Annotated in this window: 29 protein-coding genes and 2 pseudogenes; 2 read left to right on the forward strand and 29 right to left on the reverse strand. The window is 32.7% G+C overall.

The window, feature by feature from the left end:
- Nucleotides 1–118: 118 nt before the first annotated feature.
- From lepB to F8154_RS13470, 26 genes and pseudogenes are all read right to left on the reverse strand, one after another.
- A complete protein-coding gene (gene lepB / locus F8154_RS13350; protein WP_151862124.1) occupies nucleotides 119–724 on the reverse strand; it encodes a signal peptidase I in 606 nt (201 codons plus the stop codon).
- Nucleotides 725–1,494: 770 nt separating this feature from the next.
- On the reverse strand, nucleotides 1,495–2,202 hold the full coding sequence (locus tag F8154_RS13355) for a DUF5131 family protein (protein WP_151862125.1): 708 nt from the start codon (nucleotides 2,200–2,202) through the stop codon (nucleotides 1,495–1,497).
- A 68-nt stretch (nucleotides 2,203–2,270) separates the two neighbouring features.
- Entirely contained in the window at nucleotides 2,271–2,666 is a 396-nt protein-coding gene (locus F8154_RS13360; protein WP_151862126.1) for a hypothetical protein, read from the reverse strand.
- Between the two features lie 270 nt (nucleotides 2,667–2,936).
- A complete protein-coding gene (locus tag F8154_RS13365) occupies nucleotides 2,937–3,950 on the reverse strand; it encodes a S41 family peptidase (RefSeq protein ID WP_151862127.1) in 1,014 nt (337 codons plus the stop codon).
- A 35-nt stretch (nucleotides 3,951–3,985) separates the two neighbouring features.
- Nucleotides 3,986–4,603 carry a hypothetical protein gene (locus tag F8154_RS13370; RefSeq protein WP_151862128.1) on the reverse strand — a complete coding sequence of 206 codons (618 nt, stop codon included), beginning with the start codon at nucleotides 4,601–4,603 and terminating at the stop codon, nucleotides 3,986–3,988.
- 121 nt (nucleotides 4,604–4,724) lie between these two features.
- A complete protein-coding gene (locus F8154_RS13375) occupies nucleotides 4,725–5,687 on the reverse strand; it encodes a radical SAM protein (protein ID WP_192930306.1) in 963 nt (320 codons plus the stop codon).
- A gap of 580 nt (nucleotides 5,688–6,267) precedes the next feature.
- A complete protein-coding gene (locus F8154_RS13380) occupies nucleotides 6,268–6,894 on the reverse strand; it encodes a DUF6273 domain-containing protein (protein ID WP_151862130.1) in 627 nt (208 codons plus the stop codon).
- 468 nt (nucleotides 6,895–7,362) lie between these two features.
- The gene (locus tag F8154_RS13385) at nucleotides 7,363–7,806 is read right to left on the reverse strand and encodes a GNAT family N-acetyltransferase (protein ID WP_151862131.1); all 444 of its coding nucleotides are present in this window, start codon (nucleotides 7,804–7,806) and stop codon (nucleotides 7,363–7,365) included.
- An 89-nt stretch (nucleotides 7,807–7,895) separates the two neighbouring features.
- A pseudogene (locus F8154_RS13390) lies at nucleotides 7,896–8,294 on the reverse strand (GNAT family N-acetyltransferase); the annotation flags it as partial.
- 318 nt (nucleotides 8,295–8,612) lie between these two features.
- Nucleotides 8,613–9,347, reverse strand: coding sequence for a DUF3784 domain-containing protein (locus F8154_RS13395; protein ID WP_192930307.1), 735 nt, complete (start codon nucleotides 9,345–9,347; stop codon nucleotides 8,613–8,615).
- 180 nt (nucleotides 9,348–9,527) lie between these two features.
- A complete protein-coding gene (locus F8154_RS15220; RefSeq protein WP_192930308.1) occupies nucleotides 9,528–9,698 on the reverse strand; it encodes a hypothetical protein in 171 nt (56 codons plus the stop codon).
- 283 nt (nucleotides 9,699–9,981) lie between these two features.
- A complete protein-coding gene (locus tag F8154_RS13400) occupies nucleotides 9,982–10,506 on the reverse strand; it encodes a hypothetical protein (protein ID WP_151862134.1) in 525 nt (174 codons plus the stop codon).
- Between the two features lie 160 nt (nucleotides 10,507–10,666).
- Nucleotides 10,667–10,921, reverse strand: coding sequence for a hypothetical protein (locus F8154_RS13405; protein ID WP_151862135.1), 255 nt, complete (start codon nucleotides 10,919–10,921; stop codon nucleotides 10,667–10,669).
- 26 nt (nucleotides 10,922–10,947) lie between these two features.
- Complete coding sequence (locus tag F8154_RS15570; RefSeq protein ID WP_279237196.1) at nucleotides 10,948–11,070, reverse strand: hypothetical protein; 123 nt, start codon at nucleotides 11,068–11,070, stop codon at nucleotides 10,948–10,950.
- 312 nt (nucleotides 11,071–11,382) lie between these two features.
- On the reverse strand, nucleotides 11,383–11,922 hold the full coding sequence (locus F8154_RS13410; protein ID WP_151862136.1) for a hypothetical protein: 540 nt from the start codon (nucleotides 11,920–11,922) through the stop codon (nucleotides 11,383–11,385).
- Between the two features lie 688 nt (nucleotides 11,923–12,610).
- Entirely contained in the window at nucleotides 12,611–12,838 is a 228-nt protein-coding gene (locus F8154_RS13420; RefSeq protein WP_151862137.1) for a hypothetical protein, read from the reverse strand.
- Between the two features lie 378 nt (nucleotides 12,839–13,216).
- Nucleotides 13,217–13,546, reverse strand: a complete 330-nt coding sequence (locus F8154_RS13425) for a tRNA-binding protein (protein ID WP_151862138.1) — start codon at nucleotides 13,544–13,546, stop codon at nucleotides 13,217–13,219.
- Between the two features lie 286 nt (nucleotides 13,547–13,832).
- Nucleotides 13,833–14,420, reverse strand: coding sequence for a hypothetical protein (locus tag F8154_RS13430; protein ID WP_151862139.1), 588 nt, complete (start codon nucleotides 14,418–14,420; stop codon nucleotides 13,833–13,835).
- A gap of 305 nt (nucleotides 14,421–14,725) precedes the next feature.
- Entirely contained in the window at nucleotides 14,726–15,058 is a 333-nt protein-coding gene (locus tag F8154_RS13435; RefSeq protein WP_151862140.1) for a helix-turn-helix domain-containing protein, read from the reverse strand.
- An 83-nt stretch (nucleotides 15,059–15,141) separates the two neighbouring features.
- Entirely contained in the window at nucleotides 15,142–15,609 is a 468-nt protein-coding gene (locus tag F8154_RS13440) for a GNAT family N-acetyltransferase (RefSeq protein WP_151862141.1), read from the reverse strand.
- 372 nt (nucleotides 15,610–15,981) lie between these two features.
- A complete protein-coding gene (locus F8154_RS13445; protein ID WP_151862142.1) occupies nucleotides 15,982–16,782 on the reverse strand; it encodes a class I SAM-dependent methyltransferase in 801 nt (266 codons plus the stop codon).
- Between the two features lie 398 nt (nucleotides 16,783–17,180).
- On the reverse strand, nucleotides 17,181–17,816 hold the full coding sequence (locus tag F8154_RS13450) for an HAD family hydrolase (RefSeq protein WP_151862143.1): 636 nt from the start codon (nucleotides 17,814–17,816) through the stop codon (nucleotides 17,181–17,183).
- 467 nt (nucleotides 17,817–18,283) lie between these two features.
- Nucleotides 18,284–19,360: a hypothetical protein gene (locus F8154_RS13455; RefSeq protein WP_151862144.1), complete on the reverse strand. Its 1,077-nt coding sequence runs from the start codon at nucleotides 19,358–19,360 to the stop codon at nucleotides 18,284–18,286.
- 221 nt (nucleotides 19,361–19,581) lie between these two features.
- The gene (locus tag F8154_RS13460) at nucleotides 19,582–20,061 is read right to left on the reverse strand and encodes an NUDIX hydrolase (RefSeq protein ID WP_151862145.1); all 480 of its coding nucleotides are present in this window, start codon (nucleotides 20,059–20,061) and stop codon (nucleotides 19,582–19,584) included.
- Between the two features lie 363 nt (nucleotides 20,062–20,424).
- Nucleotides 20,425–20,661: pseudogene (locus F8154_RS15435) on the reverse strand (HepT-like ribonuclease domain-containing protein); the annotation flags it as partial.
- Between the two features lie 92 nt (nucleotides 20,662–20,753).
- Complete coding sequence (locus F8154_RS13470; RefSeq protein WP_151862146.1) at nucleotides 20,754–21,044, reverse strand: nucleotidyltransferase family protein; 291 nt, start codon at nucleotides 21,042–21,044, stop codon at nucleotides 20,754–20,756.
- Between the two features lie 302 nt (nucleotides 21,045–21,346).
- On the opposite strand from F8154_RS13470, the gene F8154_RS13475 reads away from it, so the two are divergent.
- Nucleotides 21,347–21,622 (forward strand): type II toxin-antitoxin system prevent-host-death family antitoxin, encoded by a 276-nt coding sequence (locus F8154_RS13475; RefSeq protein ID WP_151862147.1) that lies wholly within the window; start codon nucleotides 21,347–21,349, stop codon nucleotides 21,620–21,622.
- Nucleotides 21,606–21,920 carry a type II toxin-antitoxin system RelE/ParE family toxin gene (locus tag F8154_RS13480; RefSeq protein WP_151862148.1) on the forward strand — a complete coding sequence of 105 codons (315 nt, stop codon included), beginning with the start codon at nucleotides 21,606–21,608 and terminating at the stop codon, nucleotides 21,918–21,920. Before F8154_RS13475 ends, F8154_RS13480 begins: the two co-directional genes overlap by 17 nt.
- A 108-nt stretch (nucleotides 21,921–22,028) precedes the next feature.
- Here the strand turns inward: F8154_RS13480 and F8154_RS13485 are convergent, their stop codons facing one another.
- From F8154_RS13485 to F8154_RS13495, 3 genes are all read right to left on the reverse strand, one after another.
- The gene (locus tag F8154_RS13485; RefSeq protein ID WP_151862149.1) at nucleotides 22,029–22,415 is read right to left on the reverse strand and encodes a retropepsin-like aspartic protease; all 387 of its coding nucleotides are present in this window, start codon (nucleotides 22,413–22,415) and stop codon (nucleotides 22,029–22,031) included.
- Nucleotides 22,415–22,660 (reverse strand): hypothetical protein, encoded by a 246-nt coding sequence (locus F8154_RS13490; protein ID WP_151862150.1) that lies wholly within the window; start codon nucleotides 22,658–22,660, stop codon nucleotides 22,415–22,417. Before F8154_RS13490 ends, F8154_RS13485 begins: the two co-directional genes overlap by 1 nt.
- A gap of 520 nt (nucleotides 22,661–23,180) precedes the next feature.
- Complete coding sequence (locus F8154_RS13495) at nucleotides 23,181–23,378, reverse strand: hypothetical protein (RefSeq protein ID WP_151862151.1); 198 nt, start codon at nucleotides 23,376–23,378, stop codon at nucleotides 23,181–23,183.
- Between the last annotated feature and the right edge of the window lie 573 nt (nucleotides 23,379–23,951).

Genomic DNA, 23,951 nt, shown 5'->3' on the forward strand with positions numbered 1-23,951 from the left:
TACAATATCACAGGAAGCTCGTTTGTATGTTTTTATCTTTTATCCCATAGACGGCATACTCCTCTGCATTTAGCTTCTACTAACGTTCCAGTATTATCTGTCACACATGTTTTCATGCCTATTCTAGTTCTCCTAATTTATTAATTGGCCAAAGCCTAAATATTGCTTTTCCTTCAATACTCTTAATATCCACAAAGCCAAATCTCCTACTATCGTCACTTTTTTCTCTATTATCTCCCATTACAAATAATTTTCCTTTAGGGACAATAACAGGATACTCAACTGAGCTTTTGATTGTATTACCTTTAATGTATTTCTCATCAAGAAGTTTATCATTTAGGTAAACTTTATCATCTTTAATATTAATTTTGTCTCCTGGTACTCCTATCACCCTTTTAACAAATCTATTTCTGCGAGTTTCACCATTGAACTTCATTTTCATATCTTGTAGTACTTTTATAAATCTTTCATTGAATCCTTCATTTATTTCACCTTGAAGAAACACAACAATATCTCCAGTTTTAGGCTCTGAAAAATGATAAGAAATCTTATCTACATATAGTTTTTCTCCTTCGAATAATGTGTTTTCCATAGAGCTTTTTTTTATTTCAGTCAATGCATATACCTCACTATTTAAGAATGGTACAATTATTAAAGCTATTAATAAATACACAGCCCATTCCGATACCTCCTGCATAACTGTTTTTTTTCTTGTTTTTTTCATAATTATTTCAACTCCTCTTAAAAATAGTCAGCCTCGCTTTCATTTATCCTCCCATATTGCGATGTGGCTAAAGTACTGTTATGTCATCGTAGTAATACGTTACAAGTTTTCATTTGGACTATAGATATTTTTAACCATTCCAGTAACTCTTTCAATACAGCTTTGCAAACTTTAGTTTTTAATTGACTATCGACTACCTCTTCAATTTTGAAATTAATTCTTCTTCCTTCTTTAAGTTTTCAGATAATTTTTCGCATCTTTTAATCCATAAGTCTAAATAATCCTTTTAGCCTATTATCCTGTTTTCTAAATCCTCTATACTATATATCTTTTCTTTCTTACATAAACTAACACAATTTAAATAAAACTTCCAATCTAAGTTATCTTTATCCCAATATACTTTAATTTTTCTTATACCTCTTTTTAAAAGTGCATATGCCCTAGTATGACCATCAGTAAAAAAGATATTGTCTCCTATTTTTTTATAGGGAGAGGATCAATATCCCCAATATTTACAGAATCTAAATATTCATTTACTCTATCCAGCTTTTCTCTATTTATATAAAGTTGACTAGGCTGAATACTTAAAAGGTTTTTTATAAACATATTCACCTTATATCATCTCCATTTTCTTCTATGCTTTATGCTTAAGGTCTTTAGGTCTAGCTCTATGTTTCCTAGACTGATCATACTTCTGCCAATATACTCTATAAAAACAACTTTATATCTACAAATTCAAAGGATGCTCAAAGCTTTTACTAAATAATTATTTAGCAGTTTATATTTGCTTTTTTTGCTTGACTGCACAGCTCTCTAACTTTTAAAGTATAGTTTTTGTTGTCTTTTATAAAATGTGTACCACATTGCCTGAACTCAAAGCGAACATTCTTGTCAATACACTGTTCTCTAATTGATAAAACCCAGTCATAATTAAGAGGTCTAGCATTATAATCTGACTCACCTCCAACTACAACTAGCTCTACATCATTAAGATTTTTTTTAATGTTAATCGGTTCAATAAGAGGTTGACAAATAATATTTTTATGTATTATAGGAAGCTTTGAAAATATTGAAAGTCGAAAATCCGCTCTATCCTGATTTTCTATTGTACAACCAACTGTCACATTATCATAGCCACCATTCCAATCATCGGGAATACAATGCATAAATCTTTCAATACGCTTTGTCAAAAAGATAAAATGCAAGTCGGGACGTTCTCGCATCATAGACCAACAGTCATTTCTCCACTGGTCTGCATCTTCTATAAGAAAATCTGTAGAAAAACACAGATAGACTGTTTGTCCTGATTTTATTTTGTATTGGCCTTGTTTATTTTGTTCAATGGGAGCATTAAAGTTATTGGTTTTTACTACATTGTTGGTGTTAACTCCTCGTTTGCTGTCACCTTTGTGAATATAGCAAAACTTACATCCTTCACTATACTTACGACAACCTCTCCACGGATTCCACATCGCCATAGCTTCACCTTCCTTACCTGTACTTCACACTAAAGAAATGCGTTTCAACTACCCTAAATTACCTCTACCTACTTACTCCATATCAACCTAACGTCATCCTTTTTCCTTCCCTGTAAATATACATTTTTTACATTTTCAAAGTTGCCTTCAATATTGATGTCAGCATTTCCACTACGATTAAATCTGCTTACCATACTATACCTTATCTTTATATATACATCTTCACCTTTGATTTTATATTGATACCCACTAAATGCTTGTGCACTACTAATTGTATATCCTTTGAAATTCAAGCTACTCTCATCTACTAAAACTTCTCTAACACCGTAATTTTCAACATTAATGTATGCTCCATAAACAAAGGTGATAAAATATGCCATACCTAACAAAACAACAATGCTTAAAATCACTGCCAAGAAAATCATTTTTCGCTTACCATAAATCATATTTGTAGCTTTTTTCATAGTGTAACTCCTCGTCTCAAATATTCTAATTTCCCTTCCCACCAACATCTACTACGAAACATTAATTATATTCACCTACGATATCCACCACTATAACACACTAGTTTTGATGTCACATATCGTACCAGGGTTTACGTTGTGTCTTAGTCTATCTCCCAAAGAGCTTCTCCTTGGTGGTGCTTGCATCTGTTGAATGGATGTGCGTAGCTAAGGGACGGGTTTTTTGTCAGGTTATAACCTCATCTCCAACGTCAATCCCAACTTTATTTTTTAATTTATTTCTAATATTTTTTGCATTACTGAATCTATATTGTTAAAATAATCATCTGTGTTTTGTTCAACAATTATATCTGGGACAAATGAATCTAAGTCTTCACTTGTGATTTCAATATATTTCGTTGAATATTTAACTTTAATATTAGTATTGCTTAATTCCAAAAATTGAACTTCTCCATAATGGTTTGGTTTAGCCCCAGTAGGTTCACCAATAATAGTCGCGTTAGTTTCTTTATCAAAATTCAAAGTGTTTCCTATTGCAGCTGAAAATGTTCTTCTTCCAACTATTACGAACAGTTTTTGGGGATGATCTAGACTCTCTCTTCTTTTGAGTTCGACAAAAAACGGATCCAGTACAAGTGTACTTCCTCCACTGTTATTCCTTAAATCAACTACTAATTTATTAATAGGGTTATCGTCTATAAAGTCAAAAAGCTCCTTGTTAAAATCTAAAAACGATTTACCTCTCATATTATAGCAAACATTATATTGAAAATATAATAGCTTATCATCTTCAAGAAAATCATACCAGTAGTTTATATCACTATTTTTTAAGTACAACATTCTTTCAGATTTATCAATATTTCTACTTACCAAATCCATCTTTTTAAATGGCCTAGCTCTAACTTCAACACTCTTTTCATACCCGTTTTTGTCCATAAGAATGTAGTTAGCTGTTTCTGATTCTGTAATACTCAAACCACTTAAAAATTCTGCAACGACTAAATTATTTGCAAATTTATATTTGAACCATGCTTCATTTTCATGAGAAATAATAGGTCGAAATAGATTTCTTACTTCTTCAATGCTTTTTTCATTTATACCTATTAGTTTATATCCAATAAACTCACTGTACTCGGGCAAAGAATCTATTATGTATATTCCATCATTAAAACAGTAAAATACAAAAGGATATTTTCCCTTTGAATCAAATGAAAGTGATGTATGTGCATCCCCTACAGTTGCTAGCAATTTACTCACTTCAACAATCATTTCATCGTCTGTCAATGAAGGTATTCTTTCTTTTATGCTTCTTACCTTACTTATAAAGTCTTCTTTTTCAACTTTAAAAATAAGTTCTTATGATGCTTAGGTAATTGCTCTGATAAAAAATCAATATCAGCTAACCATTTAGCATCTCTATCACCACTAACATATTTGCTGCTATATTCCAATTTCTCAAAGTTATTAAACTCAAAAGTTTTTATTATATGATTTATCGTAGATTTATAATAACTGTAGTTATCAGCTTCACATACAAAATTCATTTCTAAAAATAAATCTTTTTCTTGAACAACGTATGCAGTGCTTATCTCATCATTTACTTTAAGTTTAACTTTGTATCCTCTATTTCCACCAATAATACATTCTTCAACGTCAAAATCTGTTTTCTTGATCTTTTCTTCAAGATAATTATCTGTATATGGATTGATGCGGTTTGTTGTAACATGTAATGATAATTGATCATCATCCTTTGAGAATACTACATATGAGTCGTCTCCTTCAGGTTCTAGCCAGTTTGATGGATATTGTATAGTATAATAATCATTAGAATGCGTTGTAAAGTCACTTATCTCCTCATCAGTTTTAGTACAGTTCGTAAATAAAAAGCTTATACAAACTAGTATTAATAATGTATTCACCTTTTTTGTGATTTTCATTTATGCTCTCCCTTCAAACATAGCTGATAGTTTGCTGTAGTGCCACAGCCTCTTGTTCAGAGAGTCCCATGAAGGGCACTCCCTAAAACAAAACTCTAAAAGTACATAATAAATAACATCATCATGTCGTAAGGCTATAGGCTGATAATTCATTGTTTACTTTATGACATATATTGCAGATACTATAACACTTTGTATAATCTATTGTTATTCTATTTCTTTTTGCAAATGCAATTAGGGCTGAAGCACCCCCTGTCATGATTGCACTCATACATTCATTATTATATGGATTGTAACGGTACACAATTTCTTCTATGCTCTCATTATAAATATTACCAATTACAAATCCACAAACCATAACATTACCGTTCGGTATTACTTGTATTGAAGATATGTTTGTTAATGGCTCTGTATAGGGCATTGACCCACACGAGTCAGATAAATCTAATTGAGGCTTATCGTAATACTCAGCTAAGTATTCTACAGCGTTTCCCCCCATGAAAATGTTGTTTCCATTTGAAACAGGAATTTGCAAATCTGTAAATTTAGCGAGTATTTCTTTAGTTTTTAAATTATAGTGACTATAGTACACTTCATTTACAACCCAAGCAGGATGGAGCTGAAATCCATTAATACCAACTTCTTTTACATACTTGGCAAAATTATAGACTGGTTGGAATGGAATAAACTCTTGGTGGAATACATCAACAGATAGCAATAAATTATTAACTCCCGATTTCTTTAACATTGATGCAACACTCATTAGCCTTTCATCATTTTTAGAGAAATAGCCATTTGTTATCAGCTGTCTTGTACCTATGCCACATAAAGCGGCTGTTTCATGTATTTCATAAACTACATCAGGATATAATAATGGTTCTCCTCCAAAAGTCATTATAGAAGACACAGAAAATAATTGAGAAAGCTTTTTAATTGTATCTGACGCTTGTTTAGACGCTATGTGCTTAAAATCTGGACTCTTGTTAATCTTTTTGCCTACAGAACAATGCTTGCATTTTCCACTACATTGGTAGGTTGTAAAGAATTCAATGCGGTTTATGTTTAAATAAGGTGATTTTTTCATAACTAAACCTCTTTTCATTGTTCGTTTTTGGGTATTATGAAAAACGATGCGGTTTGCTGCCAGATTTATAACTGCACCGAGTAGTTACATCGCTTATTTCTTATGTAAAGACTTTACATCCCTTCATTTTTTTAATACGAGCAATCTATACATTTGTTTGAATAAACAAAAAATTAATTATTGATTTGAGGGTTTTTGATTATCAAATCCTGCTATTGATGGTAGTCTCATCGTGTTATTGCAGATAACGTTTATGTGTTTACGACATTCCTGAGCTGGAACCACTTGACCCTACCCCTTGGCGGTGCTTCGCTGCCAATGAGAAGGTGTGAGCCTTCACTTCTCTAAGCTTATATCTCTAATGATTGGCCCTTGTGCAAACATGTTGTTCTACTACGTATAGAAAATTCTATACTATATCGCCTTTACATATATTATCGCACATCCGCAGGGACGGTTCTCTTGGCTTTCTTTTAATTCTTAGGTAACTACTACGTCTATATTCTTTTATGTCTTCTGATACTCCTGTATCCAATGATGCTGTATGTCCTCATTGCGGAGCACCCCATCAATAAAAGATTTATAGTTCCATGTTCAACCACAAAGCGGGACGAACTCCACCTCTATTATCTCCTGAAGAAGGGAGAACATTTTTGCTATTGTAGCGGAAAGTACCGTTTCCCTGAATGCCTATATTGCCATCACCGTGTATATATGCGGCTCTTTTATTGTCTCGTCCTGGCGAACGAAGCCACCACCACCATACATAACCATCCAAGGTGGCTCTTCGCTTGTTGTTGTTTTTGTCTTTGCTTCCAAACCAGTATTTTTGCTTGGCGCTGCGGTTTTCAAGGATTTTACTACTGTCACCGAAATATTTGCACACTACTTCTTCAATGCTTAAAAGAAATATGTAATCTTTAGTATCTTCTCCACCTTTTGAACCATACCACTGATTATCGTAGTTTTTGGTTAACACTAGATTGATCCTAGATTGTTCAGCCTCGGTGAATTTATTATAAAACTCTCCGTTAAGATATTCTCTAAGCCAGCAGTCAGCCCATGTCACATCACCACTGCGATTAGTATAGGATTGTTGTTCTATTATATTTTCAGTTATAATCAAGGCTGCATTGCCTTGTATATCAAGGATGCGCCAATCATAACCGCCAAAGGGCACGATCGTGCCTATATTAAACTCACTCATTGTTTTCTCCTCTTATTAACATAAATTTTCTGTAGCTCTGTTTTGATACAAGAGTAATTTCTCATTATCTTCGTTACAAATACAAGTTTATCATCTCATTCTTTAATCTTACTATAGTCCATATATAAATATAAATTGTATTAAAGCGCCTAATTGATCCTGTGGCTAACACTTCTGTATTTGCCACGCCTTCGAACTGACCCCAATAGTTAGAATGTCTTGGCGGTGCTTCGTTCCCAGTGAAGGGATGCGATGCTCTAAACTCTCTACATTATGGCTGTGAATTATTTTTTCTGTAAACTTGCCTCTAGAGTCCTTGCAAAAACTGTTATGTGGCGGAATCAGTTATAATCCTTTGGTGAAACTCTTCTGTCCCTCACTTTCTTTTCTAAGTGTATAATATCAATTACACATTGTTTAGTTATTCCGATCTATTGCCTTCATATATAGATTTATATTTATGTTCCACTATTTAGCTAGGAATACCAAACCACCTAGTGTTTTAAAACCATTTTTTTCATAGAATTTGTGTTCTGGATAATCTTTTTCTGTGTTTAATATGATTGCTTTCATTCCTTCCTCTTTAATATCCTCTTCTATTGCTTTTAAAAACCAGCTTCCAATACCTTTACCCTGCATTTCGTAACTAATGCAAAATTCATCAATATAATATTCAAAACCTTTTATCCAAGGCTTTTTCATGCCAATACTCAAGGCCACTAGCTTATCATCTAACAAAGCTGCATAACCTACAAAGTAATTATTGTTAAAATGATTATTAAAAAATTCCACTACTTGCTCTCTTGATTCATAAATATCATTCCAGGGTTCTTTAGTGAATGTATTAATATACAAATCCACACAATCATCAATCATTTGCTCTTTAATCTTTAATAAAACTATTCTTTCCATGCTTTCTCTCCCCACAACTTGTTATTTTACTTTACATCATAATTTATTATTATCGTGTCTACTCTTTTGATAAAACTGCCAATAGAAATTTATACTATATTTATATCTGAAATTGATTTCTCAACACCTTGATATTTGCCCATGCCTGAGTATTCCATAACAAAGTCACACTTACTCAATACTCTTTGCGAGGCAATGTTTTCAGCAATACAAGTTCCATAAATATCCGATATTTTAAGTTTTTTCATTATCACTGGTAAAAAAGCAGTTACTGCTTCTGTTGAATATCCATTGCATGTAAATGGCTTAGCAACATGATATTCAATTTCCCATCCATTCTCAACTGGACTTGTTTGTACATATCCAATATTCTCTCCACTTTGTAGCAATATGGGATAAGCATAAGGTCCTTCATTACCTCGAAAGCAAGAAATAAGCCGTTCTACAGCTTCACGTGCTTCATCAACCGTTTCGAATACCCTAACAGGTACAAAACGTCTATTGTCATCATCTAATTAATTCAGATGTAGGCTTTCTATCATGCTTTCATTTAATTCAGTTATAACTAATCTATCTGCCTTTATCAGCATTTTTAATTTATATTTTACTCTACTATCTGAATTGCTATTTTGGGTTATTTGTAAGTTTTTTTAACAATCTATAATCCATAAGTATGCATTAAAACAGTTTTTTGAATAATTCTTCTCTATTTGCCACAGGATATTGTAACCTTTGCTTGTGATTTTGGAGAACATCTCTGCCATTCTCCACACCTTCAAACTGGACCTCGAAGGAATACCACCTTATTAATTAAAAGAAATCATCTCGTATACCTTTATTGTTTCCTCTGGACTCTTATAATTGATTAAAATAAAGCCTTCTACATTATATCTGATACTAATATATGGACCCTTATTAGATTGTAAATATAGTCGTCCATTGCCCCAATTCGCCAATCTAAAAATCCCTTTACGCACATTTCCTAAATTAAATCCATTGACCTTTCTTTCAATATTGGGAATATCATCAAGTAATTCGATGGAGGTGATAGCTTCCTTAGATACAGAAGTTCCATACATACCAGTAATTCTTATTATTTCCTCCTCTACTATTACTTCATGTTGAACATTTCCATAACCAATTAATCCAAACACAAATATCAGCACAGGCAACATTACTATTAATACCACTATTAAACTTAAGCGATTCACTTTTCCATTGCTAAAGTTATTCTCTTTAAAGAAATGCTGTCCTCTCACTACAGTAAATATAATTACAATTATGAATAATCCCCAAGTTAAATCTCCCAGTAGCCTATAATCTAAATATCGTAAAAAAAGACCTGATATGTTAATACCTGCTAAAATAAACATTATATTACCTATAAATCGTCCTAATTTTTCAATATCTATCTTTTCTTGCTCTTCCTTAGAGGCAGTATTATATCCAGCAATAAGCCAATATTGTTTAAAATATTTAATTAATATTCCAAATACAATTAAAAGCATAGGTGTGAAGTAAACTATAAAAAATGTAATCATCCTTACCTCCCTCATTTTCTTTCTTATACATAATGTACAGAAAATCATTTGATAATTCTTCTAAAATAATTCAGCGTTTTTTCACCTTTTTTTAGTGTTCAAAGCATCAGACAAATCAGGTGAACCCAACGTCCTGCACCGATATTGTGATGTCACATCACCTTTTAGTGGCGACGTTTCTCAACACTTATACCTCTCAATATTCATATCTAATTTCCTATTAAATCCTTCTTCCCATGGTGCTAGTTCTATATCTGGAAATACTTGGTGCATCGTTCTTAGTATTTCTCCTGCCTTAAACACAAGTTTATACTGTTCACTCTCACTTAAGGAAGGTAATACCTCTTCCAAATCATTACCTTCTATCTAGGTTAGAAGCATAAATACTTCTTTCACTCCATTACACACACCAAAAGTTGTTAACTCGAATACATTTATATCTAAATTTGCTATTTGACTTAATGTGATATAATCTCTTTTTTTATTTAATATTCAGATATATCTGATATGTGTAATAAAAATTGCTCTCCACTTTATGTATGTACGCGGTAGTTTTTATCATGAGACCAACCTTTTTCTTTTAAGTCTACTGTAGACCATTTTTCATATCCTGTTATTTCACTATAAAAACTCCTTATTGACTTTTAATTTTTATTAGTTCTTTTTGCATTCTTGCTTCCACTTTTCTTATTAACTCACTATCTTGTGTAAGTTCATAATATTTAGTTAGATCTTCTCCACAATGATTTTGAATTAATTCTAGTTCATCCTCTATAACAATGAGCTTAGCTATTAGCCTTTGCTTTATGGCATCAATATTATCTTCATTATTAGCTTCTAACTCTTGTGTTAATAGTTGATAATCATGTTTTATTGATGAAAAGTAAATATCAAAGAAGCCCGCTGGCAAGCCAAATGTTATAAATTCGTTAAATTTCCATTGGTTCATACATAAATATTTCTCTATATTGTAGGACTCATTTAACAACTCTTCTATCTCTGAAATGACATGTACCTTAACATAATGAATATTATCGTAATGAATTCTACCAATTTCTTTCTTAAGTTCAGTGTTTTCATTATATTGGTTATATTGAAGTATTACTAATAGAGCTATTATTACTGCCATTACAATAATTAAATACTTAGCCTTCACCATGAAATCACCCCATTAAAATATGTTTTTAATTAAATCTCCTTAGTATAGCTAATATTTTTAACTTTAGTATAACGTTCAAGTGTTTACGACGCCTTTGAGCTAGACCCCTGAAATAGGCCGTCTGGGTAGAACTAAGTCTGCCACTCCACATAGGCTTCTCTTACAGTTCTTTTTCACCTTTAGTAACCTTGTTTTTTTCCACTAACTCGTCTTTTAATGTTCTAATACATGTCTCTATAGATACTATATATGGAATTATATTGCCAAATGCATATGTTCCTACCCCAAAAGTAACAATTAATACTCCACTTAGTAAGTTTGAGAAGTTACTTTCCGCTATACCTACTACCATAAGATAAATTCCAATTATGGAACTTGCAACCCCTAGAACCTCAACCAATTTGTTGATATTCATTATTGATACTTTATTAATTTTATGTTCTATAGTCTTTTTTTTTTCAATTCATTATGGCCTGCTTCTGTGTCAGAACAATTACTGCATAAAGCTGTATATGCATTACCATAGTTTACTGATACTTTACTTCCACATACTTCACATTTCATTTTAGTTTTCTCCTTTCATTTTTATTAAATTAATCAAAAAGGTTATAACATTATAGTTCACACTACATAGCCATTATCTTAGATGCAAGATAACGTTCTGGTATTTGCGATGCCATCGAGCCGGACCCAAAAGATAGACCGTTTTGGCGATGCTTGCCAACCAATGAGAAGGTGTGGTGCCTGACCTTACTTCAATATGGTTATGGACTAAGTTAGGTTGAACTTACCTCCAGCACCCCTGCGTAAACACTTTGTTAGGTAACGTCGGCATATTATCAGTTGTTTTAGAGGGGGGCTTAGTTATAATCTTTTTTACCATTGTCCTTTATACAGGATTCTTTCTAAAACCGCAACTATACATGTCGTTACAATATTTAAAGCTATAATTAACCTAAATAATAATTTTTTTGACATTGTATGCTTCTTCAGGTTTCCATACATAACTGGTATTTCAAACAATATGGTTATGAACAAGTAACCAAATAAAACTATATAAAATGGACCTGCACCGAACGCATCTTCCCATGCTTCTAACCAATTAACAGATGTGGCTCTCATAGCAATTGTTCTCATAACAAATGGTAGGAGAAATGAGGCAATATTAGCAGCAATAATAATCCCCAAAATCTTTGTTCTTCTCCAATTCATCTGTTTTACCTTGCCAAAAACCACTATACCTATATATTCAATGGCTAAAGTGAAGATTATTGCAATTGGTAATAGTTCTCTGGGACTTGAAGTCAGCCATCTCCATGATGAGTTAGCATATACTATATCTATTTGATATGCAAAGAATAGAATAATATACATTCCAAAATAATATGGTAATTTAGATCTCTTTCGAGATATCATTCCACCACACCTCTTTTCAACAAACTTTACTCGTTAAGTTGTATCTTAAAAAATATACCGATGTTATATAGCGTTTCCGTGTTTACGACGTCCCTGAGCAGAACCCCCAACATAGACCGTCTTGGTGATGTTTGTCACCCAGCGATAAGGTGTGGTGCCTGACCTTTCACTTGATACGTGCCCACCATCACCTTCTTTAAACATATGGTTATATTACGTTATTTTTGCTACATATTATTCATTAAATACATAATATTACCATTGGTGTGTAAAATAAAAGAGTTTCCATTAAAACTCTTTTTGATATAATTGAAGGTTTTTCAAATCTACTGTAAAGCCACCAAGAGTTAGTATGTCTAAACCCAACAGGCCATTTATGTCTTCATATTAAAATGTTGTGAAATGCAATTTATATTCTTTAATATAGAAATTCCCAACACTGATTTGATCAACTTCCTTTGAAAATGCATGCTCTTACCCACATATTCCGTATGAAACAACTAGCTCATCTTCAGCACTTACCTTTATGCCAATTTAATCGACAGATTCTTGAGAAATCAAAGTGTGCTATGCCCCTGTATCAATGACTATATTGTCAATTTTCTTCTTTTGTCCTTTATAATTAATTTCAACGCTTGTAAAAATCAAGTCGTCTCTATAAATAATTTTCATAATCATTAGGCTCTCCTTAAACCAATTCTTGTCCTAATCTTAAGCTTGATTTCATTTTTGAAGTATGATAAACAAGAATATTTTCTTTAGACTTTAGCAATTCTCTTGTCGCATTATCTTCCTCCACTGGCCCAATTAACGCAATCTCGTCAACATGCTCAGTATCACCCTCAATATGGGATTTTAAAACTTGAAATTTCACGAACTGATTGGGACATAATTCTCTTACTTCTTTCCATTTCATTATTAACCCCATTCTTGTAGGAGCTGACTTATATGTAAATTATATCATAACATTAAGTTGTTTTTTAGCTATAGTTCACTGCCCTTGCCTATAACTTATTAAAAAATAATGTCATAAAACGTTCCAGTTTTTACGACGCCTTCGAGCTGGACCCAAAAGGAGTACCTCTTGGCGGTGCTTGCACCCAGTGAGAAAAGTGTGGTGCCTGATCCTGCTTCACTATGGCTATGGATAAGTTTTGGTGAACTTGCACTCGGCACCCTTACGTAAAAGTATTGTTATATGGCGGAATCAGTTGAAACTCTCTAGTTAAGTCCTTCTTTCTTACTTTATTACACATATCTAGCAAATTGATTCGTATGTTAAGAAAATTGTGAATTAACCTAATTTATCTCCCTTTTTTACCCCTTGTTCTGGTTGGATTAATACAACACCTTGTTCAGCATAAACTCCTAATACCAATACTTCTGACATAAAATCTGCAATTTGTCTTGGTGGGAAATTTACTACCCCTAATACTTGCTTGCCTATCAGTTCTTCCATACTATAGCACTGGGTAATTTGAGCACTTGATTTCTTTATACCTACTTCATCACCAAAATCTACCCATAGTTTATATGCAGACTTTCTAGCTTTTTCAAAAACTTCTGCTTTAATAATTTCCCCTACTCTAATATCTAACTTCAAAAAATCCTCAAAAGTAGCCATAATTAATATCCTTCTTTCTTTTTATACATATTTATTTTAAAATGTATTGAAATTTTGTCTTTACCATACTTTATCTATTATAGACACACTATTCTAACAGAGGGGGGTTCTGTGTTTACGACATCCCTGAACTGGACCCGAAAGATAGGCTGGCTTGGTGGAGCTTTGCTACCGGTGAAGGGATGTGGTGCCTAATCCTTATTCACTTTATCTATGGATAAAGTTTCGGTGAACTTGCCTCCAGCACCCCTGTGTAAACACTATGTTATGTGATAGTCTCGTAGTATTAGATACTTTCAATCTCTTCTTTAATCAAAATCATCATTTCAATTACTAGATTAAGCTTATCTTTAGCAGGTTCAAATTTTATATCTAAATAACCGTCACCACCAACAGTCCATTCACCTATGGCTTCACCAATAAAAAAACTGTATGCTTCATCTAATTGACTAGAAAAAGATATTACTTGATCTTTACTCATTGATGGTAGTTTCAATTTAAATAGATTAATAATTGCTTCATACTCTAAATCAAATTTTTCTAAAAACATTAAGTACTCGCTGTATGAAGAATAATTAGGATTTACTTTGTCTGTAACTTTCACAATTATCGATTCCATCGGCTTCGCTAGTTCCCAGTGTATTTTAGATTCTTCTTCAGCAATTGGAAAGTATTTTTCTTTTTTAGAGGATAGATTTCCTGTAAATTGAATGAAATTTCTCCATGCTTTTGCCCTTTCACTAAACTCATTCATAATAATTGCTTTTTCCAATTGAGTTTTCTCCATTTGTATATCATAATAATCATTTATAATAAATATGTTTACCACTATTAACAGAATAAGTAGAACAGTTAAAGCTTTTCTTTTATTCATCTCCATCACCTCCTTACATAGCAATGTCAGATAACGTTCCAGTGTTTACGACGTTCCTGAGCTGGACCCTAAAGATAGATAGTCCTGGCGGCACTTAGCTCCCGGTGAAGGATGTGGTCCTCTGATCTTACTTCACTATAGCTATTGATTAAGTTCTAGTCACCTTAATACCGCACCCCTGTGTAATACATTGTTATATGGCGGAATCAGTTGAAACTCTCTAGTTAAGTCCTTTTTTCTAACTTTTTTACACATATCTGGCAACTTAACTCGTTTATTTTATTTCTAAATAATTTAAATAAAAATTACTGTTGTATTTCCAATCTACTTGATTGTACCCACTTATCTAATCCTTCTTTACTAAATATATATTTACCATTAATTTTAATATAGTTGATAGTTGAACCTTTTCCTTCTACAATATATAGTAGTTCTGACTTACTGATATCTAAATATTTTGCAGCTTCTTCAAGTCCTAAAATATCACTTTGTAGTGAACTAACAGAAACACTTTCTTTAGCAATCTCATTTCTTTCATACCCAATTTGCTTTAAAGATTGTCCTATCCATATAGAACTAAAAACTATACTAATTGCTAATATAATTATAGCCAATGGTAATTGTTTATCCTTTTCCAATACTTTCACTCCCTTATAATCATTAAGTAGTCTTATTTTACACTTATCTGGCAACTTGATTTGTTTATTAAGAATAATATGTACTAATCAATATATTTTACTAAGAATAAACAAGGATTTTCTTCATTCCAAAATAAAGGAAATACTTCTAAAGGATAAAATCCATTCTTACAATAAAACGCTCTTGTACGTTCATATGGTTCATATTGTGCAGAAGAATCAAGTGTTTTAACTGTAATAAACTTAAATCCATTTTCCTTGCAATAACTCTCAACAGCTGTCAGCATGGTATTACCTACCCCTTGTCTATGATATTCTTCTAACACACCTAAATTATACATATCTACTGTGTACTCGTTATGCACTTTTAAAGCGATGAATCCAATAACTTTACTTTCATCAAAAGCAGCAAAAAATGGCATTTCTCTATGTTCAATTGACTTTTCCACAATATGCTCTGGTGGGCTAAACCACGTGGGTAATGAATTCATAATTTCAAATGTAATACTAGTTTTTAAATCTTTGTCAACTATTTCTTTAACTGCGAGCAATGCTCTTCCCCCTATCCCTAAACTATATTACTTCTTATTTTTCTTCTGTTGTATCTATTCTATTTGTAAAACTTCCATATGAAGTAATAACAATTTAGTCCTGCAAATTTTGATTAAGTACAACCTTACTTTTCTGCCATATAACGTTCCAGTGTTTACGACGCCTTTGAGCTGGACCCAAAAGATAGACCGTCTTGACAGTGCTTCCTTCCCGGTGAAGGGATGTGGTGCGCTGACCTTTCCCTTAAAACGTGCCGCCCGCACCTCCCGTAAACACTGTGTTATATGAAGCAAGTGGATAAGCCCCTTGAAGCCTGCCTCACTTTATCATTTTTACTTTATCTTTGCTAAAACTAATAAAACTATGAATTCTTATCTTACTTTTTGTGCAAGTACAGCGTACCAATTAATTTTGTCAAAATCTTCTTTGAAGTTTACTCTTTTAATCTCTTCTTTATTAGAACTAAGCCATAAGCAATCAACATCAAAGCATTGTTTTATTTCAAATCCATTTTCATTTAACATTTTCTCATAATCATCGTACCTTAAAGGATAGTAAGTAGGAGCATAAGTAAGTGATGTCTTTTCATGCTTACCTTTTTTATCAATTGAGGTCACAAAGATGAAATCTACTGAGCTATCATCATGCCAGTTCCATATTTGATATAGACTAACATGCTCCTCTTCTGTCATAACAAAAGGGTCTCTCGCCTTGAAAATTGGTTTTTTATTGAGAATTTTATCCCAATTTCTTATATCAATAAATATAAAACCATTTTGATTTATTTTTGTAGAAATATTATTAATAAAATTACTTACATCTTGATTGTTGACATGTGGTAAAGAGTTTCCTGTCGAAATTATGCAATCATATGTATTAGGTAATACTTCTCTCAGTTTTCGAAAATCAGATATAAAAAGTTCAACATTATAACCTTCTGCTTCGAAGTTGGCTTTTGCTTTTGATAATAAGTTTTCACTTATATCAGAACCTGAAATTTGGTACCCAAGTTTAGCTAATGGTATAGTTGTACCACCTGCTCCTATGGAGCAATCATGAATGTTAGTTATTTGATATTGGCTAAACACTTGCTTATAAAAGTCTAAAAGTTTATCCTGCTGTTTTTTAGACATATTTTGATTAAATAATGCTGATGTTTCATATAAATTCATAGTTTTTTCCCCTTTTCCAATTATACTTCCATTTAAAATCCTATGTAAAATATAATGACCCTCCAAATAGTTGATAAATTAAGACCCTATGGTAGTTGCTCAGAAGTAATCCACTTGTTTCATATAACGTTCCAGTGTTTACGACGCCTTTGAGCTGGACCCTCTTGACCCTTACCCTTGGTGGAGCTACGCTCCCGGTGAAGAGATGTGGTTCTCCGACCTTGCTTCGTTATGGCTATGGACTAAGTTTCACTGACCTTTCCTGCGGCACCTTTGCGCAAAAACAATGTTATCTGCTGTCCGGTTAACAAAACACTCTGTATGCACCAAACCAATTCCTTTTATTCATTGATGGCGATTTTATGAAGAATGCTAAGTATAAATAATTTGGATCTTTCTCATATTATGTATTTAAGAATATCTGTTAAATCATCTGTCTCAATTGCATACGTTGCACTCTTTCGAACTTTCGGGTAACTATTTATAGCGATTGACTTTGCACAGTATTTAAAAACTGGAATATCTATTGAACCGTCTCCTACAGCAATACACTCTTCAGGTCTTATTTTACTGTTGTTACAATAATCTATTAAACAGTCAATTTTTTGTTCAGCCCCAATATACTTAAGGATTTTTCCTGTAAATACTCCATCCACCACTTCATAGTCACTACCATAATATCCATCAAACCCCCAAATATCACAAACAACTTTTGCGACTTGCTTTGGTCCAACAGTTATTACAATACATTTAATTTTATGATTATGTAATGCATCCACTACATTTCTGATATTCCTTAAAGGTTTTGCAATCTTCAAAAAATTTTTGGCAATATTGTTTTCCTCAAGACCTAAAAGCAATTCCGCTCTAAGGTAATCTGCTGATATGTAGTTAATCACACCTTTTTCTTCCTGTTCTTGAATAAAAGAATGTTCTTTTTCTTTGCCATTTAAAATACATGGTAACATAACGGAATGGATTTCTCTGATCAGAGTATCATCCAAGTCAAAACAAACTAATTTTACTCGCTCCACTTTATACTCACCTTCCTAAATGAATAATAATTAGCATCAGAATCTTACTTATTCCTTTTTTCAACATCAAAGCAACTACTATCTCAGCATTATGCTAAGGATTGCAGATAACGTTCCAATGTTTGCGACGTCCCTGAGCCGGCCCTAAAAGATAGACTGTCCTAGCGGAATTCCATTCCCGGTGAAGTGATGTGGTGCACTGATCACTCCTTCAACACGTACCCACCCGCACCATTGCGTTAAACACAGTGTTAAATGATGGAGTGATACCACTTTCCAATACTTTACTTAAATTTTTGCGAAAAGAAACTTTTCTATTAATTTCTACTCAATATTTATATTATATCTATCTATAAAACAACTGTTTGCCTAGTTAAAATAATGTGCATTTTTTTGCATAATTCCAGTAACTAGACTAAGCTAAATTCATCATTTTATATAAGTTTTGATAATGTTTATTTTTTATGTCATTCTACTATAAATCCCTCTGTTAACGTCTTATTGTTCCAAACATATCCATCGGAACGATAATACATCCTCATGACAGAACCATCTGTTTTTGTGTAGTCTATAACAAAAATCTGCCCTGTTTCTACCAGCATGGGATAATTATCGTAAGGTAATACATACCCAGTTTTAGGTCTATCCATAAAATCATCATATGCATTCTCCAAACGCCAAAATTCCCTATATGCATAATCTTTGCTAAATGCTGATATGTCCACTTTTCCAAAATACATTGCCTCATATTCTTTTCCAAGAACCTCTATTATATCTACTCTATACGGTTCAATGACCATTGCTAAATAAGACAAATCTTTTGAATGTATGATGTCACCATAATATTCCTTTAGTTGATTTGCCATGCTTGGCACAGAGTTAGTATAGTTCATCGCCTCTAATCCAGTATGTGCCGCACCATAACTTCCCATAATGCTTTCACCACTTAGTTTATCAAATTCACGAATAAAGTTCTCAACCATCTTATTTTCACGGTACACACGATCATGGTTTCTGTAAAAATGCTTGCCTTGATCTATAGCTTCCTGTGCAAGTAAATATTGATGTGAGGTCTCTAAATTATTATTTCGAAGATATTCCAAAAAGCGTTGACCTGTAGTATGGTATTGATGTCCAATATCAGTCCCATGGAAAATAGTTTCAGGACAATGTTTTTTTATCTTCTTGTAAAATTCTCTTACTTTAGGGTTTTGAGCAAGAGTACCAGACCAATCCCTATATATAGCATCTAGTATTTCATTGTTGTCTGCTTTCATCCATATATTCAAAAACTCTGCAGTAAAATAGGCACTTTCGATAAACAAATGTCTCATCCCTTGATTGTGATATTTTTCGTACCACAATTCAAATTTTTTATCTAAAATGTTTTCGTTACCATGGATTTCCCCGTATAAATAAATCTGTCCAGAAGATTGCGTTGGAAGTGTGGATATATCACTTTGCGTTCCACTATTTGAACAAGCTGACAAGACTAATATCATAATTATCCACATTACAAACGCAAAAATAGTTCTATTTTTCATAACTCTATTACCTCCTTAAATATAATTGAGGTTCACTAACCAAATATCTTTCTCAAACTGCTATAACACTTTAAAATAAGTCTGTAATGACCTCAGAGTCGTTCTCTGAAATAATGTCACTCTCCAACGCCTTACTAAAAGCAAAACTTAAGTCACTATTCATCTTTACGTAGTTAAATAGCGGGATAGATTGTAGATCAAAAATTTAACATATAAAACACTTACTCTACTGTTATAAAGTGTTCTACATTATCAGAAATATTAAATATCTTTTCCTTTATAAACGAAGGATAAATAGTTAAAGACTGAATACTTTCCAATGGCATCCAACCTAATAAAACATCACAATTGTCTTTTTGAGATATAAATTCACCGTTATCAGGAATTTCAGAGTTGTTAACGAGACTTATTAAATAATAGAATGAAATTGTATTTGCTGATTTTTTATTCCAATGCCAAAAACATTCTTCTATCCATACAAGTTTTTCACAGGTAATAATGGCTCCTGTTTCTTCTTTATATTCTCTAACCAATGACTCTGCCGCAGTCTCTCCGATTTTAACGTGGCCACCAGGCAAAGCATATTCTGCTCCACCTTTATCACGTTGCAGTAAAATTTTGTTGTTTCTTATTAATACGCCAGCACTTCTAAAGCTACAAATAGAATCTTGATTACTAAAATACCAATCTTTTTGGATCATATTATCCTCCTAAAATTAAAACTATATTTAGTTAGCCTTGCATATGTTATATTTGGTCTATTAGTTCATCAATCCTATAAAAACTGATAAAATCATAATAATTATATTGGATACTAATTAATATATTTATTATTGACCCCAGAGTGATATTCTAAAATGATATCACTATTTCATCTAACATTTCTGTATTTACGACGCCTTCGAACTGGACCCGAAAGATATATCGTCTTGGCAGAACTTCGCTCCCAGTGAGGGGATGTGGTGCGCTGACTTTCCCTTGACACATGCAGCCAGTACCCTTGCTATAAACACGTTGTTAGATGATGGACAAAGAGAGTTATCACTTTTATAATAACTCCCTTTTTATATCTCATTTATTATCTTTTCAATAGAAATTCTTATTCCTGGTAACTCTTTTTTTACAACGTTCCATATGATATCTAAATCAACTCCAAAATAATCATGAATTAAAACATCCCTTAATCCAGCCATTTCTCTCCATGGAATATCATATTCTTTAAGCTTCAACTCACTAGATATTTTTTTAGATGCTTCTCCAATTATTTCTAGATTTCTTATTACAGCGTCTTGTACAAGCTTTGATTGATAAAATTACACTTCACCAGAATGTGTATACTCTTGGATGTTTTTTATACAATCCTTGATATGGACTAAATAAATTTTATCATCCTTCATATTTGCACCGCCTCTATTTCAATTTTTTCTCTTAATAAAGGATGTAAGGACTTTTCCGTAACTACATCAACAGGCTTTTTTAACAATGCTTCCAAGTCTTGTTTTAATCTGATAAGGTCAAACAAGGTTCTTCCTTCTTCAAATTCAACTAAGAAGTCAATATCACTATTCTCATTATCTTCATCACGTACTACTGATCCAAACAAGCATAATCTAACTACTCCATATAATTTAGCAATTCTATGTATTTCATTTCTTTTTTCTTTTAGCTGATTGATTGATTTCATATTCTTCACCTCAATCTCATTATATCATCTTTTCCAAATTTTTATAATATTAAGACTACATCAAACATTACTAGTCTGTCATCTAACGGTTTCGTGTTTGCGACGCCTTCGAACTGGACCCGAAAGATAGAACTTCTTGGCGGAACTTCGTTCCCGGTGAAGGGATGTGGTGCGCTGTTCGCCCCCTCAATACGTGCCAATCAGCACCTTCCTTAAACATATGGTTATCTGGTCAAAAATGTGTTCTTTCATCATTATTATGATATAATATAGTTATAAATTATGATAAGGAGTTGGGACTAATGCCAAATATCAGACCTGTTTCTGACCTAAGAAACAATTTTAATCAAATAGCTGAAATCTGCCATCAAGAAAATGAACCAGTATTTATAACTAAGAATGGACAAGGTTATTTAGTAGTTATGAGTATTGCCCTATATGAGAAACAACAGGCTTTGTTAGACCTATACCAGAAACTCAGTATAGCAGAAGCTGAAAGCTCTTCAAGTACCCCCAGAATAACGCATAAAGAGTTAATGAGTAAAATGAGGTTTTTAGCTAATGAAAAAGAAATATAGAATAGAGTATTTACCAATAGCTGAAAAAGACCTTTTAGAAGTCTTGGAATATATCCAAAATGATAACCTTAGTGCTGCGATTAGTTTTATTGATGAATTAGATTCATCAATTTCCAAGCTTGAAAATTTTCCTTTTATTGGACATAATACGAAAGATACAAGATTACAATATCTAAACTATAGAGCATTAGTTGTACAGTACTATCTTATCTTTTATGTAGTTACTGAAGATGTAATTGAAATAAGGAGAATTTTACATGGTAAAAGGAAATACTCATTTTTATTAAATGTGTATTGACCTCTCCCTTTAAACGTGCACGCCAGCACCTTCCGTAAACATTGTGTTACACGGAGTCATACAGCAATAAATGATAGCCGCAACTGAGGCGACTATCTATATAACAGTTTACTTATCTACTCTAATTGATAATTCCTTTAAGTCAATTACTACTCCAATTTTCATAAGTAAATCGAGTCCCAATAGTCCATTTATACATCCTCTAGGATCAATGATTCCAAAATCAACTTTAATATTTGAAAGCTTCTTTTTATCTAAAATAATTTCATCAACCATTTTTGTAAAAAAGTTATGAAGACTTCCTCCCACTCCGTAAAAAGAATTGATTTTATCAGTAGGTTCAGCTATTACCCCTAATTCTTCAACGACATCTGGAGAAATAATGGTTTCAGCTGCTCCCGTGTCTATTACTACATTTTTAATTACCATAGTTCTTCCTTTGTAAACTACTTGGATTGAAGTGAATATTAGCCCATCTCTAAATTCTAATTTCATCAAACAGCACCACTGTATCCAAATATTTGTTTTATTTCAATCTCAATTTTCTCATTTGCAGTATGATAAACTAGAATATCGTCTTTTGCTCTCACTAACTCTCTTGTTGCTTCTCTATCATCATCATATGACTCTATTACTGCCATATCATCAATATATCTAATATTGTCATTAATATGTGATTTTAGAACTTGAATCTTAACAAATCTGTTAGGATATATTTTTCTTACTTCTTCCCATTTCACTTGTTTACACCACCTTTTTCAAAATGTTATTTATATAATAATTATATAATTTTTACTCATATAAGTTTATATTCTCATCAAAAGAATCATTTTACTAGCCACTGTTACTCTAATGATTTCGTGTAACGTTCTCGTTTTTACGACGTTTCTCAACCTTAGAAGGAGGTGCTCATGCCCTGAATAAGGATTAATGCACCGACTGTTGCGACGCGCTTAGGTTAAGGAATGTGTGAGGGCGACCTAAGAGGAATTCCCCTTGGGGACCCGCTAAAACTCCCTCCTCCAACAAACGTAAATATCTTGTTAGACAAAGCTATTTTACTCAGCTTTTACGTGTTTAAGAGTTTCTACATCAACTTTTTTAGTACACATAAGTATTCTATAATAAAAACTTGTCCTTTTTCTATACATAGAACTACTCTTATGGTCTTGGAATAGTCTATTTCTCAAGTTTAAATTTCAATATAGGTTAGGTAGGAAAATTTATTTTATAAAATACTTTCTACAGTAGGTTTATTTGTCACATTTTTTGTACTTTTACTCTATTACCCAACATAATAAGAATCAAAGCACACCCTAAGCCACAAAAAGCTATTGTCGCTAATGCACTTGATGGAGCACCTAAAAAATATGCTAATGTTAATCCTATAAGTACGAATGGGGTCATAATAATTCCTGCTTTACGGTAATTTACATTGAGTGTTCTATTATCTTCCATCACCACACCTCGCTTTCATATAATTTTCCACCTAACCCTTTTAACCTATTGTAATTTAATTCTACTAATATATACGCCTTAATCATCACATTTATTAGCCATATTCGGTTTTGCCCAAAAGGAATACTCCGAAATGAGTAAAGTGGTTTCGTGTAACGTTTCCGTGTTTACGACGTCCCTGAGCCAGACCCAAAAGATAGACCATCTTTGCGGAGCTTCGCTACCAGTTAAGGGATGTGGTGGGCTGATCTTTCCCTCAATACGTGCCCGCCCACACCTTTTGTAAACATGCTGTTATAGGGAGTCCCGATGACTGAAGATTTTATAGTACCACTAAACAGTTCATTTGAATTTGAATAACTTAATAGCCCATTATCTCTCTAACTTTATTAGATGAAGTAGGGGAAGTTAGTAATTCTAGTAACTTTAAAGCAACTTCTATTGCGGTTGATGGACACTATGATGTGATTATATTATCATCTATCACTGTTTTTTGCAAGGGGAAATTCCTCTTTTGATTACATCACATTTAATTTCATAGACATCCTGCATGAACTCTTTTGTAACACATGT

The sequence above is a fragment of the Alkaliphilus pronyensis genome (genome assembly GCF_009017275.1).
Taxonomy (GTDB): Bacteria; Bacillota; Clostridia; order Peptostreptococcales; family Natronincolaceae; genus Alkaliphilus_C; species Alkaliphilus_C pronyensis.